General features: G+C 34.8%; 15 protein-coding genes. 4 read left to right on the top strand and 11 right to left on the bottom strand.

All coding sequences use genetic code 11. The annotated features are described in order from the left end of the window. Window positions 1–13: 13 nt before the first annotated feature. Together BM088_RS00800 and BM088_RS00795 are read left to right on the top strand one after the other, a co-directional pair. Window positions 14–547 carry a YggT family protein gene (locus BM088_RS00800; RefSeq protein ID WP_091978862.1) on the top strand — a complete coding sequence of 178 codons (534 nt, stop codon included), beginning with the start codon at window positions 14–16 and terminating at the stop codon, window positions 545–547. A 183-nt stretch (window positions 548–730) separates the two neighbouring features. Beyond that, window positions 731–1180, top strand: a complete 450-nt coding sequence (locus tag BM088_RS00795) for a DUF4426 domain-containing protein (protein ID WP_091978860.1) — start codon at window positions 731–733, stop codon at window positions 1178–1180. Between the two features lie 68 nt (window positions 1181–1248). Here BM088_RS00795 and BM088_RS00790 read toward each other — a convergent pair whose 3' ends face one another. The 9 genes from BM088_RS00790 to nrdR form a co-directional block, all read right to left on the bottom strand. Continuing rightward, entirely contained in the window at window positions 1249–4428 is a 3180-nt protein-coding gene (locus tag BM088_RS00790) for a ligand-binding sensor domain-containing diguanylate cyclase (RefSeq protein ID WP_245763721.1), read from the bottom strand. Between the two features lie 87 nt (window positions 4429–4515). Further along, the gene (locus tag BM088_RS00785; protein ID WP_091978858.1) at window positions 4516–4998 is read right to left on the bottom strand and encodes a phosphatidylglycerophosphatase A family protein; all 483 of its coding nucleotides are present in this window, start codon (window positions 4996–4998) and stop codon (window positions 4516–4518) included. Between the two features lie 9 nt (window positions 4999–5007). After that, the gene (gene thiL, locus BM088_RS00780) at window positions 5008–5970 is read right to left on the bottom strand and encodes a thiamine-phosphate kinase (RefSeq protein WP_091978856.1); all 963 of its coding nucleotides are present in this window, start codon (window positions 5968–5970) and stop codon (window positions 5008–5010) included. Between the two features lie 54 nt (window positions 5971–6024). Continuing rightward, entirely contained in the window at window positions 6025–6435 is a 411-nt protein-coding gene (nusB, locus tag BM088_RS00775) for a transcription antitermination factor NusB (protein WP_091978854.1), read from the bottom strand. Between the two features lie 9 nt (window positions 6436–6444). Next, the gene (gene ribH / locus BM088_RS00770; RefSeq protein ID WP_091978852.1) at window positions 6445–6909 is read right to left on the bottom strand and encodes a 6,7-dimethyl-8-ribityllumazine synthase; all 465 of its coding nucleotides are present in this window, start codon (window positions 6907–6909) and stop codon (window positions 6445–6447) included. Between the two features lie 112 nt (window positions 6910–7021). Further along, entirely contained in the window at window positions 7022–8140 is a 1119-nt protein-coding gene (gene ribBA / locus BM088_RS00765; RefSeq protein WP_091978850.1) for a bifunctional 3,4-dihydroxy-2-butanone-4-phosphate synthase/GTP cyclohydrolase II, read from the bottom strand. A gap of 21 nt (window positions 8141–8161) precedes the next feature. Further along, complete coding sequence (locus tag BM088_RS00760) at window positions 8162–8845, bottom strand: riboflavin synthase (RefSeq protein WP_091978848.1); 684 nt, start codon at window positions 8843–8845, stop codon at window positions 8162–8164. A gap of 13 nt (window positions 8846–8858) precedes the next feature. Continuing rightward, window positions 8859–9992 carry a bifunctional diaminohydroxyphosphoribosylaminopyrimidine deaminase/5-amino-6-(5-phosphoribosylamino)uracil reductase RibD gene (gene ribD / locus BM088_RS00755; protein ID WP_091978846.1) on the bottom strand — a complete coding sequence of 378 codons (1134 nt, stop codon included), beginning with the start codon at window positions 9990–9992 and terminating at the stop codon, window positions 8859–8861. A 48-nt stretch (window positions 9993–10040) separates the two neighbouring features. Then, window positions 10041–10490 (bottom strand): transcriptional regulator NrdR, encoded by a 450-nt coding sequence (gene nrdR, locus BM088_RS00750; RefSeq protein WP_091978844.1) that lies wholly within the window; start codon window positions 10488–10490, stop codon window positions 10041–10043. Window positions 10491–10776: 286 nt separating this feature from the next. On the opposite strand from nrdR, the gene BM088_RS00745 reads away from it, so the two are divergent. Further along, window positions 10777–11766 carry a cytochrome-c peroxidase gene (locus BM088_RS00745; RefSeq protein WP_091978842.1) on the top strand — a complete coding sequence of 330 codons (990 nt, stop codon included), beginning with the start codon at window positions 10777–10779 and terminating at the stop codon, window positions 11764–11766. Between the two features lie 86 nt (window positions 11767–11852). On the opposite strand, the gene glyA is transcribed toward BM088_RS00745, so the two are convergent. Beyond that, window positions 11853–13109 carry a serine hydroxymethyltransferase gene (glyA, locus tag BM088_RS00740; RefSeq protein WP_091978840.1) on the bottom strand — a complete coding sequence of 419 codons (1257 nt, stop codon included), beginning with the start codon at window positions 13107–13109 and terminating at the stop codon, window positions 11853–11855. 382 nt (window positions 13110–13491) lie between these two features. Between glyA and BM088_RS00735 the strand changes: the two genes are divergently transcribed. Continuing rightward, complete coding sequence (locus tag BM088_RS00735) at window positions 13492–16401, top strand: leucine-rich repeat domain-containing protein (RefSeq protein WP_091978838.1); 2910 nt, start codon at window positions 13492–13494, stop codon at window positions 16399–16401. Between the two features lie 57 nt (window positions 16402–16458). Here BM088_RS00735 and BM088_RS00730 read toward each other — a convergent pair whose 3' ends face one another. Next, window positions 16459–16887, bottom strand: coding sequence for a hypothetical protein (locus tag BM088_RS00730; protein ID WP_091978836.1), 429 nt, complete (start codon window positions 16885–16887; stop codon window positions 16459–16461). Window positions 16888–16897: the final 10 nt, after the last annotated feature.

Raw genomic sequence — 16897 nt, 5'->3', positions numbered from 1 at the left:
AAATAGGTAACCAATGAATGCATTTAAATTTTTAATTGAAATCGCCTTTGATTTATTTTTAATGGTGGTATTACTTCGATTTTGGCTACAACTTGCCAAGGCCGATTTTTACAACCCTTTAAGTCAATTTATTGTAAAAGCGACCTCACCTTTAGTGAATCCTTTACGTAAAATTATTCCCGGTTTTGCTGGCATAGATATAGCATCATTAGTTTTAGGGTTTATCATCGCATTCGCTAAAGTTAGCGTTATTATGTTGATGATGTATAGTGCCTGGGATCCAGTCAATGCTTTACTAGGCTCAGTAGTCACTTTAATCAAAGAAGCTATAAACTTAGTTTTTTGGGTTTTAATTATTCGTGCAATATTAAGCTGGGTAAGCCAAGGCTATAACCCAATGGAAGCAGTATTTCACCAGTTAACAGAACCTATGTTAAAGCCAATTCGTAAAATTATCCCACCCATTGGTGGTCTAGACTTATCAGTCTTGGTCTTAATTATTAGCATTCAGTTTTTACAAATTTTATTTTTAGATTTGTTTAGATAATAAAGTAATCATTACAATCAATGAAGGAGGGCTTTAGCTCTCTTTTAATTTTAAGAAAATTAATATACTAAAACGAAAAGCTGTTACTATAATTATAAGATAATTCCTATTTTTGTTTAATTAAGATCAACCACTTAATGCTTAAAATGACAAAATACCTCATATCATAGATGGAGATTCACCATGGTAAAGATCAACCAGATCACTGTGTTATTTATCACATTATTCATATTATCTTTCAACATTAACGCAAGTGATCAAGGCGGACAGTTTAAAACTCTGGGTAATTGGGATGTCCATTACATCGCTTTTCCTTCCACTTTTTTGCAGCCTAAAATAGCAAAACATTATGGTATAGAGCGAAGTAACTATGCAGGAGTCGTTAATATTTCAGTATTAGATAATCGCGTAAAAGATACACCCGCACAAAAAGTAAAAATTAAAGGTGTTGCTAAAAACTTAATTGGCCATGTCATTAATTTAGAGTTTAAAGAAGTCGTTGAAGGCGATTCGGTATACTATATAGCACCCATAAAATATCGTAATGAAGAAACATATCGTTTTGAGTTAGAAATAAATCAGGGTAAAGAATTTAAAAATTTAAAGTTCCAACAAAAATTTTATGTTGATTAAAGGTTGATGTGTAACTAATACAAAAAAGGTTAGCTTTATTTGCTAACCTTTTTTGTACTACCAATACACTAAAGTTGCCAGATATTGAGTTTAGCTAACCCAGTATCTAATAGATTATTAAGTTGTTTTTCAATATTTTCACTGTTCTCAAATTCAAAAGCATCTAATTGTTCATCAAATGTAAATGTTGCATAACCATTTCGACCATTATCTTTGACACGGTGCAATGCAAGATCTGCAATATTGATAGAGGTTTCCCAACCTATAATTTGTCCGCCAAGCAAAGGTAGGGGGTAAAAACCCCAACCCATAGAACTTGTTAATTTAATAGACTTGCCACTTGGTAATTTAAAGTCTTGTTCAGCAATTGCTTTACATAAACTTTCAACATATTGTGTAATAGAATCTCGCTTCATATCCCTTAAAAGTAATAAGAACTCATCTCCACTCCAACGAACAATATAATCTGAGCCTTGTGTTTTACTGTTAAGTAAGGCTGAAACTTGCTGTAAGCAACTATCTCCGGCCATTGGTCCATATGTATCATTGATACGACTAAAGTCATCTAAATTAATTATAAGCAACGCAAGTGCTTTCCCTTGTTCTTCGATGCTCACTCTGTTTCGTTGAAAATGTTCAATATCTTTCGGTAACTGATCAAATAAAAACCTTCTGCTTCTTAACCCTGTTAATTCATCATTATGACTAACTTCTTTTAACTGGGAGTTGGCATTATTTAATTTATCATTTGCAGCTTTGAGTTCTTGTGTTCGTGTTTTCACTTGCTTTTCAAGTTCAATTTGTTTTCTGCGTTCTTGAGCACGATAAATCCAAAATAATAAATAAAACACTAAAATAAAAAGTGAAATAATCATAAGTCTAAAATAAACCGTTTCATCAAAACGTTTAGGTACTACAAATGCTAACTGAACATTAACCGCTTTATCCCAGGTTTCACTTAAACGTTTCGCCGATAGTTCAAAGTTAAATTTGCCAGGTGATAAATTAGTATAAATCGCTTCTCGACGCATTTTTGCATACCGCCAATCAGTATCTAACCCTGACAATTTATACCTAAACTCTATACTTTCAGGGGCGTAAAAATCAATTGCAGTATATTTTATAGTGATATCACGTTCATCCGTTTCTAACACAGTATCTGTCGAGTTAATTAGCCCTATCAATCTGTTATCTGTTGTTAGGCTTTCTATATGTGGTGTTAATGCTTCAGAACCGAATAACTCTATATTTTTGGGAACTTCAACTAAACCTTTTAAGCTTGGATACCATAAAGAGCCACTTTTATCGACAACAGCATCATGTCCATTTCCTGAGCAACATTGACTTGGTTTACCATCAAGTTGACGATCAAAAGAAGTAATCACCCGCTCTACCTGTAAACTATCTAAAGCTTGAGGAAATTGCTCAACAGGCAAACGATAAACTCCTTTTAGCGTACTGACCCAAAGCAAGTGTAATTTTTCATCAAAATATAAACTAAAAATAGGCCCGTAAGGCAAACCATTAGATATATCAAATTGGCGCCACTGTTTTTTTGAATCGCGATAAAACAGACCATCATTCAAAGTACCAATAAAAGTACCTACATTATTAACCTCTAAAATACTGGTGACATAAGCTCCTTCAAGATCAGTTGAACTACCAACGGGTTCAATACCTTTATCAGTAAAATAATATGCACCTTTACTCGTTCCCAGCCAACTATATGCACCTTTATCGAGTACATATGTTATAAACTTACTATCCAGAAAAGCATTGTATACAAAAGGCTTTAAGCCCGTATACGCTAAGCGAAAAAGGCCTCTTGCCGTTCCAATCCACATACCCCCTTTACTTGCAGGCGCCAAAGCAAAGACAGGGTTATAACGTAAAGTTCTACCTGAAATGGCTTTTATTTCGCCATTTTGATAAAAAAGTACCCCTCTATCAGTACCTAAATACAATTTAGCACCTTGAAAAAACATATCGTGGATAGCTGTTCTACCTAATTTAGACATAGGAATTTCATTAACATACTCATTATTGGCATCAAAATAACCCACCCCACTTTGAGTCGCGGCCCAAAGTACGCCATCAGGTGACAGCGTTACTGCCATTATTGATTCAGTTGTACCAGCAGTTGTTTTATGGCGTTTAATATTACCAGCATGTACTTTCCATAAGCCTTCACTAAAACTGGTTAACCAAATATTTTTATTACGATCTTGATAAATATCTGAAAACCAAATGTTTTGCCCTACTTGAGTTGGTTTAACCCATTGCCATTGCCCTGAACTCCCTTTATAAAATAGTCGTCCAAAAGTAGAAACCCACAATACACCATCGGCATCACTCATAAATTTATAGACAGCTGTATTATTTATATTCGGTAAGGAGAAAGGTCTTAACTTTTCTGCCACATCTAAAAAGTCAGCCCCTAAAAAATCAAGAAAATAAGCACCTAATTCAGAAGCAAGATATAAATTACCATCAATCCAAGAAAGATCATGAACAACGGCTTGGCCAAGCCTTTCAGGTAAAGCAACTTTAGCCGTAATTTCTAAACGTAAAGCGGCACTTGAATCACTTATTAAATGTGTTAATCGTAATAAAAACCGATTATTAATCAGCCAAATACCATCTGGTGATAAAGCCATTTTATTAACAGAACCGATTAATTGACTAATGGCTTTTTGCGAGGCTCTCTCTGAACGATAGAGACCTTGAGGGTCAACCCAGTCTTGATTTGAAGAAATACCACTAATGATTTGATTTAAAGATTTAAATTTATTTTGCGAAAATAAATATAAACCATTTGCAGCAATCCAGATACGATTTTCGTGATCTTCTAAAAGATCTCTAACAGGGCCTTTAACATTGTAACGCGTAAAGCTTAATGATTGAGTATTAAGCCTTACAACACCTTTTTTGGTACCAACCCATAATAAACCTTCATTATCTAAAAGCAGCTTATTAATAGCATTACTGGGTAAGAAATCTGAGTTTGAAGTGGTAAAATTAGTGAATTGTTGCCCATCAAATCGGCTCAACCCAAATTGTGTGCCAACCCAAATATAACCTTGTTTATCTTGTACAACACTTCTCAGAGATTGAGATGAAAGGCCATCTAAAGTGCTCCACTGCTTAACCACATAATCGTTAATAGAAGCATAGGCTTGGGTACTTATTGCACTTAAAAATAAACAAAACAGCACAAAAAACACAGTTCTAGTGTATTGTTTAATCACTTTATATCTTCTTATATTGAGTACCCAATAAATCAACTGTAGATAAAATAGGTTTTGATTTTCGGATTATTAATTTTTATCTCTAACTTATACTAAATAACCAGTTGAAATTAAAGCTTGTAAACAAATTAGAGAAAAAATACCCGCTAATACGTCATCGATCATAATGCCAAAGCCACCCGAGACCTTTTTATCAAGCCACTTTATCGGTCCGGGCTTTGCAATATCAAAAAATCGAAATAATAAAAAGCCAACTAATAAAGTTTGCCAATTAATAACGGCACCTATCATAGTGATATAATAGCCCGCAACTTCATCCCATACGATGGCGCCATGATCATGCACACCCACATCATCAGCCGTTTTTCCACACAACCATATACCAATAATGCTTATTAACAAAGCTGTTGCTATCTGTATCACTAAACCATATTGCGCCGTTAAAAATATAAAAGGTAGCGCAGCAAATGTACCAAATGTACCTGGAGCTTTGGGCGCTAACCCTAAACCAAATCCTAACGCTAAAAACTGATGAGGTTGCTTTAAATTAAATTTTGTTTTTGTGCTCACACTCAGCCCTTAAGAAAAATGTTTATAACCTTTAGCTCTAAATTCAAAATTAGCTTCGTTGTTAAGTAGTTCAATTTCACCTCCAGAGCCTTTAATCTGCCCTATGCAAACTGCATCAACACCGTATTGTTTTAAATTAATTTCAAGCATACCTTTATTATCTTCAGGAACCGTAAACAATAGCTCATAGTCATCACCATAAGACAATACATAAGGTAGGTATTCTTCAGGTGTCAGTGCTTCTTTTAACACATCAGAGACTGGCACTTTATCTACATTTATAGTCGCACTTACACCTGATAAATCTAGAATATGCTGTAAGTCAGCCAATAAACCATCAGAAATGTCAATTGCAGCGGATGCTAAACCTCTTAAAACCTGACCTGCAGCTACGCGAGGACTAGGGTATTCAAAACGTTTTTTAACTGTAGCTAGGTGTCTAGGCGTAAGTTCATGCTTTCCTTTTTGTGCCTCTATTGCGACACCTGAATCGCCTAATGGACCTGAAACATATATCCAATCGCCGTTTTTAGCACCTGAACGAGTCAAGGCTTTACCTGTGGGCACAGTGCCTTTTGCACATACACTAATAGTGAGTGGCCCTTGAGTTGTATCACCCCCTATAATCTGCACATTAAAATATTCTGCAATTTCATGCATTCCAGCAGTAAATTCTTCAAGCCAGTGAATATCTGCTTTTGGTAATGTAAGTGCTAAAGAGATCCAAGCAGGTTCAGCTCCCATCGCAGCTAAATCACTTAAATTTACAGCGAGTGCTCTATGACCTAAAGCACGAGGGTCCATATCAGGAAAAAAATGTACACCAGACACCAATGTATCTGTTGTGACAACTAACTGACAATTATCAGGAATTGTAACTACAGCACCATCATCACCTATACCTAAATTAACATCTTTACGCGTAATCCCGTTATTTTTAAAAAAACGGCTGATCAATTCAAATTCATCCATACACAAAAAAGCCGGCAGTGGCCGGCTCCCTTAATTTAATTAATTTATCAAAGTTTAAGCTCGTAAATCTTTAACGGCTTTATCTAAAACACCGTTAACAAATTTATGGCTATCTTCTGCGCCAAATAATTTCGCAAGCTCAATTGATTCATTGATAGCGACTTTATATGGGACATCTTCACGGAATTTAAGTTCATATGCAGATAATCGCAAAATTGCTTTTTCAACCATATCTAAGTCATCAAAAGGACGCGCTAAGTGCGGTGCTACAATCTCATCTAATTGTGCAAAGTGTACTGATACACCACGAGCTAAGTCTTTAAAGTACTCAACATCCATTTTAGTAACATCATTTTCTAAAAGCATGTGTTGTTCAATAGTAGCAATTGCGTTACCGCTTAATTGCCAAGAATAAATTGCTTGCAACGCTAATACGCGCGCTTTACGTCTTGCAGCTGGTTTCACAAGGAATCCTTAAATTTTATCTAATACATTAACCATTTCAAGGGCACCTAAAGCAGCTTCGCCACCTTTATTACCCATTTTAGTACCTGCACGTTCAATAGCTTGCTCTATGCTTTCTGTTGTTAATACACCAAAAGCAACAGGAATATCATAGTTTAGAGATACTTGTGCTAAGCCTTTGTTTGACTCACCGGCCACTAAATCAAAATGTGGTGTGCCACCTCGGATCACAACACCTAATGCAATTATTGCATCATATTCTTTTTTAGCTGCAACACGTTGCGCAGCTAATGGAAGCTCAACAGCACCAGGAACATATATAACAGTGATATCGTCATCACTTACATTACCTGTACGTTTTAATACGTCTACCGCACCTTGCAATAAACTACTTCCGATAAAATCATTAAAACGAGAAATAACAATGGCAAATTTTTTGCCTGGGCACTGCATATTGCCTTCAATAATTTTCATTTATAACCTCTGAAATTGGGTTTATAGCTTGCGCGATAAATAATCTGGCGCGCATTGTAACACAAAAAAACGGCCGTAAATAAATTAGCCATTTATATTTTAATCTAAAAAGTTAAGCTTTTGGTGGTTCAACATATTCAACCACTTCAAGACCAAAACCTGATATTGCGTGATACTTCTTAGGTAAGCTCATTAATCGCATTTTATGAATGCCTAAATCAGCTAAAATTTGAGAACCGACACCTACTGTGCGAGATGTGCCTTGGAATTTTTTTAATACACCTGACTCACCATTATCTTGCGCTTCGAATGCTCTAACAATGCCCGTTAATTCATCAGTGGATTCTTGGCGGCCTAAAATAACTAAAGCACCACCTTCGTTGGCAATATATTTCATTGCAGAATTTAATGTCCAACTACGGTCAGCGACACGATCAGATTGTAATATATCGTTAAAAGTGCTTTGTAAGTGCACTCTTACCAATGTGGATTCCTCTGGTTTCACTTCTCCATTAAGCAATACATAATGCAGCTGATTATCGATTGTATCCTGATAAGTAACCAGATCAAACTCACCATATTCAGTTGGTAACTTACATTTTGCAACACGCTCAATCGTCGCTTCATTTAAGTTTCTGTATTCAATTAAATCGGCAATAGTGCCAATTTTAAGATTATGCTCTTTAGCAAAAATTTCTAAATCTGGGCGGCGAGCCATAGTGCCATCAGCATTTAATATTTCAACAATCACTGAAGATGGTTCACAACCCGCTAAACGCGCAATATCACAACCCGCTTCTGTATGACCTGCACGTGTTAAAACACCACCAGGTTGTGCCATAATTGGAAAGATATGACCCGGCTGTACAATATCATCAGGTACAGCACCTTTAGCAATTGCCGCCTGTACTGTACGCGCACGGTCGGCTGCAGAAATTCCGGTTGTTACTCCTTTTGATGCTTCAATAGACATAGTGAAATTAGTCGAAAACGCGGCACCATTCTGGCTTACCATTAAAGGTAACTTAAGTTGTTCACAACGATCTTGTGTTAACGTTAAACAAATTAAGCCTCGACCATAGGTGGCCATAAAATTAATTGCATCAGCACTTATATGCTCCGATGCCATAATTAAATCGCCTTCATTTTCTCTGTCTTCATCATCCATTAGGATAACCATTTTACCAAGACGAATATCTTCGATTATTTCTGCTGCACTGTTAAGGTTCATTTATTACTCGCTAATTCTTTCTTATTTGATAAAGCCAGCTTGAGCTAATAGATCAAGCGATACATTGTCAGACACACTTTGCGGCGTATTTTGTTCTAATTTTGGTGCTAAAATCAACCTTTCTAAATATCTTGCAAGTTGATCTACTTCTAAATTAACCGAAGTCCCTACTTCAAAATCGGCAATGGTTGTTTGTTCTGCTGTATGAGGCACTATGGTTAATTTAAAACGATTATCAGTTTCTTCATCAGGCGCTGCATTAACGGTTAAGCTGATGCCATCGATACACACTGAACCTTTATAAGGAATATATTTTAAAAGCTGAGTTGGCGCAGATAACCAGTAATCTATTGCTCTGGCGTTTTGTTCCACAGCAACAATTTTAGCAATACCATCTATATGACCCGAAACTAAATGACCACCTAATCTTGAATTGGGCGTTAATGCTTTTTCAAGGTTTACTTTTTGACCTATTTTATAATTTACAAAACCAGTTAATGCCAATGTCTCTTTTGAAACATCTGCACTAAAACTATTTTGTTGCAATGCAACAACAGTCAAACATACACCATTTGTAGCGATACTATCACCTAGCTTTACGTCACTAAGGTCAAGTGAATCAGTATAAATAGTAACGGCTAAATCTCCGCCTTTATTCAGCAAAGCTGTAATATGCCCAGTTGCTTCAATAATACCTGTAAACATGTTTTACCTTTATTTAGTTTGTCTTTTTTGGTGAGGCAATTATACGTATATCTTCACCTATCATAGTCACTTCTAAAAACGTCAGTTCATTAACTTGCATCATATTTGTAAATTCAGGTAGATTAACTAACCCTTTGCTGCAATCACCCATTAATTTTGGCGCGATATAAAAAATGTATTGATCAACTAAATCTAATTCTGAAAATTTACCTGATAATGTATGACCGGCTTCTAAAAAAAGATTATTAATATTGTGGGAAGCAAGCTTAGTCAATGCAACTGATAAGTCTATTTTACCATCCCGTTCAGGCACAAGCATCTGAGTAACAAAATGTGGCCATTGTGATGATTTATCAAGCTTAGTAGTTAAAATAATTATTGGGCTGGAAATTTTAAAAAATTCTAAATCTGGTGTAAGCCTATTTTGAGAGTCAATTACAATGCGAATAGGTTGACGTAATTGGTCTGAGTTTAAATTTAACTCTGTAAACTCTGTCTTCATTAATTCTTCATAACGCACATTCATTTTTGCATTATCAAGTATCACAGTATCTGCCCCCGTTAATATTGCGCAATTTTGCGCTCTCAAATTTTGAACATCTTGGCGGGCTTTAGAGCCTGTGATCCATTTACTTTGGCCATTTTTTAATGCTGTTTTACCGTCAAGACTAGAAGCGAGTTTACAAGTAACAAAAGGCTTTCCTGTTTTCATTCTTGTTAAAAAACCAGGATTTAAATCAATCGCTTCTTTTTCTAATAAGCCATGCGCAGTTTCAACACCCGCCTCATTTAATATTGCTAAACCTTTTCCACTTACTTTAGGATTAGGATCCACCATAGCCGATATCACTTTTATAATACCTGCTTTTTTTAACCCCTCAGCACAAGGGGGAGTTAGTCCAAAGTGACTACAGGGCTCTAAAGTCACATAAGCTGTTGCGCCTTTAGCTTTTTCTCCAGCCATGGCTATTGCATTAACTTCAGCATGGCTTTGACCTGCTTTTTGATGAAAACCTTCACCTACAATTTCACCACTTTTAACTAAGACACAGCCGACATTAGGGTTAGGTGTTGTTGTATAACGCCCTTTTTTTGCAAGTTCAATGGCTCTTGCCATATAAACACGGTCTTCTTGTGTAAATTGCATCTATGTTATTCCTAACAAAATTTTAACCACATAAAGAAATTGACAAATTTATTCGCCTAAACGCGCGATTTCTTCACCAAACTCTTTAATATCTTCAAATGAACGATAAACAGATGCAAATCTGACATAAGCGACTTTATCTAGCTGCTTAAGTGCATCCATAATGCACTCCCCTACTAAATGACTTGATATTTCTCGTTCACCTGTTTCTCGTAATTTTGATTTTATTTTATGTACCACATCTTCAACTTGCTCTGTACTTACAGGGCGCTTTTCAAGAGCACGATGTAGTCCATTTAATAGTTTATCTTCATGAAAGGGTTCTCGGCTACCATCTTGTTTTATAACCCTGGGCATGACCAATTCAGCAGTTTCAAAAGTAGTGTAACGTTCATGACAATCATTACATTCTCGACGCCTTCGAACTTGATGACCGCCACCAACCAAGCGAGAATCAATCACCTTGGTATCTTTTGCTGAACAAAATGGACAGTGCATAATAAAAATTCTCCGACTAATACAAATAAAGTTATTTAAGGTCGCCATGCGACAAAATGAATTAAGAGATTAAAAACGCATTGTAACAAAATGCTTTATTTAAGGTATGTTTTTAATAGGTAAAACTTATTTAAACTGCACTTTCACATATCTGAATTTAAACCTATTCAATTTTTACGATTACAGCCATCTATTTAATTAAATGTACTTCATCATTAAAGTACCCCTTAATGGTACTTCATTTAATTACAAATCACTCCGTCACCATTATTATGAAGGAATACAAATGAAGCATATAATATTCATCGCCATTTCAACTTTATTTTCATTAAACGCTGCTGCAAACAGAATCAATAATGAACCGATTAAAATTATTAAACCCGCAAGCGGATTAAACACTGATTTAGTCAATTTAGGTAAAAAGTTATGGTTTGACCCTAGATTATCAAAATCAAACGCTATATCTTGTAATTCATGCCACAACCTCGCAACGGGAGGTGTTGATAATTTAGCAAGTTCAATTGGTCATCAATGGACTATTGGACCAATTAACTCCCCAACCGTATTAAATGCCGAGCTAAACTTTGTTCAGTTTTGGAATGGTCGAGCAAAAAATCTAAAAGCTCAGGCATCTGGCCCAATTGACAATCCAAAAGAAATGGCTTTCACTCATACGCTTGCTGTCGATACAATTAATTCAATTCCGCAATATAAAAAAATGTTTAATCAAATATTTGATAGTAATGAAATTTCGATTGATGAAATTGCAACTGCTATCGCTGAATTTGAAAAAACTTTACGGACACCAAATGCCCCCTTTGATTTATGGTTGCAAGGTGACGAAACTGCATTAAATAAAATAGAAAAAGAAGGTTATGCTTTATTTAAACAAAAAGGCTGTACCAGTTGTCATCATGGTCCGTTAGTAGGCGGTACTATGTACCAAAAGATGGGGTTAGTTAAACCTTTTGAAACTAAAAATGCAGATATTGGCCGTGCAGCAATTACAGGTAAAGAAAGTGATAAGTTTTTATTTAAAGTTCCCGGTTTAAGAAATGTAGCACTTACTTACCCATATTTTCACGATGGTTCCATCTGGGATTTAAAGCAAGCTGTTACAATTATGGCTGACATTCAATTAGGTCAAACATTAACGGATGATGAATCAACAAAAATCACTAAGTTTTTAAATACACTTACAGGAGAACAACCAAAAATAGTATTACCCCAATTGCCTATTTCAACAAAAAACACCCCTAAACCTATCATGCTTTAAATATAAAAAAAGACCACATTTAGTGGTCTTTTTTCACATATTATCTATTGCCATAAAATGGCTTTCAATAAATGGCGAAGCCAAATTTATGCATAAACAGGCAGTTTTGCACAAATCGCTTTAACTTTTTCTTTTACACCCGCTTGTACAGTAACGTCTTCGATATTATCTAAAACGTCACAGATCCAACCAGCAAGTTCTTTAGATTCTGCTTCTTTAAAACCACGACGTGTGATTGCAGGAGAACCGATACGTAAACCAGAAGTCACAAACGGTGAACGTGGGTCGTTAGGTACTGAATTTTTATTAACTGTAATATTTGCATTGCCTAAAGCTGCATCAGCATCTTTACCTGTGATATCTTTATCAATAAGGTCTAATAAGAATAGGTGGTTTTCAGTTTTACCAGAAACAACTTTGTAACCACGTTCTTGTAAAACTGCAACCATAGCCTGTGCATTTTTAACAACTTGTGTTTGGTAAGTTTTGAACTCAGGTTGTAAAGCTTCTTTAAATGCAACAGCTTTAGCAGCGATGATGTGACATAAAGGTCCACCTTGACCACCTGGAAAAACAGCACTGTTTAATTTTTTGTAGATAGCTTCATCACCACATGCAGAGATGATTAAACCGCCGCGTGGACCAGCTAATGTTTTATGCGTTGTCGTAGTGACAACATGAGCATGTTTAACTGGGTTAGGGTAAACACCAGCAGCAATAAGACCAGCAACGTGAGCCATATCTACAAATAAATATGCACCTACTTTGTCAGCAATTTCACGGAATTTAGCCCAATCGACAATACCTGAATAAGCTGAAAAACCACCAATGATCATTTTTGGTTTGTGCTCTAATGCTAATGCTTCAACTTGTGCGTAATCAATTTCGCCAGTTGCTTCATTTAGCCCGTACTGAACTGCATTATATAATTTACCAGAGAAACTAACATGAGAACCGTGAGTTAAGTGACCACCGTGAGCAAGGCTCATACCTAATACAGTATCGCCCGCTTCTAATAAAGCTAAGAAAACAGCTGCATTTGCTTGAGAACCAGCATGTGGTTGTACGTTTGCGTACTCTGAACCAAATAATTCGTTAGCACGATCTATCGCTAATTGTTCAACAACATCAACATGCTCACAACCACCGTAGTAACGTTTACCCGGATAGCCTTCAGCATATTTATTAGTTAATTGAGAGCCTTGCGCTTCAAGAACTCGCGGGCTACAGTAATTCTCAGATGCAATTAGTTCAATATGCTCTTCTTGACGCGCCGTTTCTTGTTGAATGGCATCAAATAACTCTGAATCAAAATCAGCAATGTTCATGCTACGTTCTAACATGGTATCTCCTAAAAGATGGTAAAGTGCGAGTATGTACGAATTTTAAGGCGCTATTGTACGCATAATTAGCGCATTTGCCCATAGCCAACACAAGGGGTTAAGTTGAGTATATTTAAACAGGGATTGAAAAAATTTCACAGTACTTTTGATATGATGTTTTCTTATTATAAATATAAGTAATATTTATGTTAACTAGATATAAATTAAAAAACATTATGTAAAGTTCAATATCATCAAAGACCAATCACATACCAAACAAAAATAACACCATACTTTTAAATGAATTGATTTAATGTAATTACTCTATACAATGCGCAAAATTCAACCCTGCATACCTGTTCTGGGGCTGAATGAGTTAATTTGTATATAATGGAGTTATTCAATGAGTATTAAATCAAGTTATACCCCTATCAAAGTTGCTTTGTTAAGCCTTTTATTAAGTGCGTGTGGTGGCAGCGGGGGTGGTTCAAAACCAGTCGAACCAGTAAACACAGCACCAGTGATTGCAAATATGGACAACCAGACTATTGTTGAGCAAAGTACTTTTACTTTAACAGCTGAAGCACAAGACAGCGATGGCACTATTACAAGCTACTTATGGCAACAAACAGCTGGAACTGAAGTTATAGATTTAATCGCTGACTCTGAAACGCTTTCTTTTTCAGTCCCAGATATTATTGCTGATGAAACGATATCTTTTACACTAACGGTTACTGACAATAAAAATGCATCAACAACTACCACGCTTAACCTAGATGTAACTGCAAATAAAGCCCCTGTTGTTGCAACAATTCCTGTAGCAACAGTTTCAGAAAGAGAAGCTTTTTCGTATACTGCAAATGTATCTGATGCGGACGGTACAATTAGCAGTTATTTATGGCAGCAAACTGAAGGTACTCAAATTACAGAGTTTTCTGCTAATACAGAAACCTTATCCTTTATTGCACCAGAAGTAACCAGTGATGAAACATTATTATTTACTTTAACAGCAACAGATAATTCAAATAATGTATCAACAGCTGAGTTAACTGTAAAGGTCACAGCCTATGGTGAAATTGAATATACAAGTATTGCAGATAAAGGGCTAGCAACTTGTCTGCAACAAAACACCCAAGATTTAGGCCTTAACGCTATTACCTGTGACAATATTAAGTTTGAATCTTTATCTGAACTCGATAACTTTCCTTTATTAAAAGAAGTCAATATTACCAATGCTGAATTAACAGATGTCAGCGCACTTAAAGATTTTACGCAACTTACATCAGTTAATTTATCAAATAACAACATTGAAGATGTCGCAACACTGACTTCTTTAACCAAATTAGAATCACTTAATTTAGCAAATAATAAAATCAACCAAGAAAGTTTAGCTACATTACTAGCTCAGTTGCCCTCTCTAAGGTCACTCAATTTAGAATCATATCGTTCTTCAGATAGTTATTATAATTATCTTAATCTTGATACTTTAACTAAGTTGGAAAAACTTGAGCAACTCAATTTAAATAATTTAAAACTAAGTAATATTTCAAAACTTAAAACCTTTGAAACATTAACTCATCTACAGCTTGAAAGCCTTTACTCTGGATTTGATTCATTAAGTTTTTTATCTAACTTGCCAAAATTGACAGTTTTAAATATTGGTAAAAATAATGAAATAAAAGATTTATCCGCTTTAAATCAATTAACCCAATTAGTAGAATTAAACTTATCATCAAGCACAGTTGAAGACTTTTCGCCTTTAAACAGTTTAGTGAATTTACAAAAACTCAATTTAAGTAAAAGCTCTTCTAATTATCAAGAAAAAAGCTTCGATCTAAACCCTCTCATCAAGCTAGTACAATTAAAGGAACTCAATATTAGTGGTCGTAAAATAACTAATTTAGTAACTTTAGAAAATTTTATTCAACTAGAAGACTTATTAATATCTAACATAAACACAGCAAGTATCGCTAGTATTACGAACTTAACTAACCTTAAAACTTTAGATGTGAGTAATAATAGCCGATTAGGTGATATCAGCCCTTTAAAAGGCTTAACGAATTTAGTTGAATTAAACTTAGCGGATAATCAAAACTTAGATGATCTTTCGCCTTTAGTTAACTTAGTTAATTTGATTAACCTTAATATAAGTGATTTAAATAATGGTGAAATAATTCTTTCACCATTGGCAAGTTTAATTAATTTAGAAACGCTGAATGCCAGTGATAATAGGCTATCAAATGTTGAGGCATTAGCAAATTTAAATCAATTAAAAAACTTAAAACTTACCCGTGCTAATCTTAAACATTTATTTGACTTCTCTAACCTGACAAACTTAACTGAATTAGATTTAACAAGCAATAAACTCGTTTCCCTAAATGAATTAACCTCGGCAATTAATTTAACAAAGTTAACTTTAGCTGAAAATAATCAATTAACCTCTTTTTCAGGGTTAGAAACATTAACAAAATTAAACTATTTAGAAGCTAATTATTTAAGCCAATTAACTGATATCAGCGCGCTTACAACATTAAAGAGTTTAGAATATTTGAATTTATATAACGCTGACAGCCTTGAAAGTATTACAGCTTTAACTGATTTAAATAAATTAAAAGAGCTATACCTAGGAAGCATGTCGTCACTTGAAGATATCAGTGGCTTAAATAGTTTAACTAATTTATTAAAACTTGATTTGCAAGACAACCGTAGAATTTTATGTAGCCAACTAGATGAGTTAAAAAGCAATTTAACGAATACTGAAATAAATCATTCCGTTTACCAGTGCGTTAATACACCAATAGATAAGTCATTATTTAATGATGATAAGTTATTAGCTTGTGTTGCATATCGCTCTTATGATATCGATAAAATAATTACTTTATCATGCCGCTGGGATAATATTGCAGACTTAAGTGGTATAGAGCAATTAACTAATTTAACCTATCTAAATTTTTCTTACAATGATATTTCTAATTTAACGCCTTTATCTAGCTTAACTAACTTAACCTACTTAGAGTTAGGAAATAATCAAATAAGTGATGTAACACCGTTATCAAGTTTAATAAAACTAGGCGACTTAAAGTTAGAAAGTAATCAAATAAGTGATGTAACACCGTTATCAAGTTTAATAAAACTAGGCAACTTAGAGTTAAAGACTAACCAGATAACTGACGTATCTCCATTATTAAATTTAACTGAATTACGTACTTTATCTTTACACAATAACTCAGGCATAGATTGTGATCAATTAAGCAGTTTACAAAGTGCATTAACTAATATATATAGCTTAAGTAAACCTTCGCACTGTAATTAATTTTTAAAATACAATTACAACAAAAACCTTGGGAATAACTTTTATTTCCGAGGTTTTTTATTTTTCGACATAAAGAAAAGAAGAAAACGCAACTTTAGCAATCAGCGCTTCACTTGGGTGTGTCAAATAATGAACGTCACATTTTACTTTGTTATGATTAACTAAAAGCAAAAGTAAACTGGCTTGCCGTTTTGTATTGTTAGCTTTCACTATATTGATGCTAAATGTCTGTGGCCGATAGCCAATTCTTTTACTAAACTCAAGTGCTAACCTCTTTTCAATATTTTCTATTGTGCTTCCTAGAACTTTGAGCTTGATACCACTATCATTTTCAATATCATCAAAAAACACCACTTCACCCGCTTGCGAAACTTCAGCATAATCAATTAAGAATTTAGACGCTGAAGTACACTTGATTAAATGTGCATTAAGAAATAAATAATCACCTGCGCGAATAACACCTTCAGCAAAACAAGCATTACACATTATAAACCCT

It is taken from the genome of Pseudoalteromonas denitrificans DSM 6059 (assembly GCF_900112265.1).
Lineage (GTDB): Bacteria > Pseudomonadota > Gammaproteobacteria > Enterobacterales > Alteromonadaceae > Pseudoalteromonas > Pseudoalteromonas denitrificans.
Note: the sequence above shows the minus strand (reverse complement) of the source record. Positions and strands in the feature narration are given on the sequence as shown.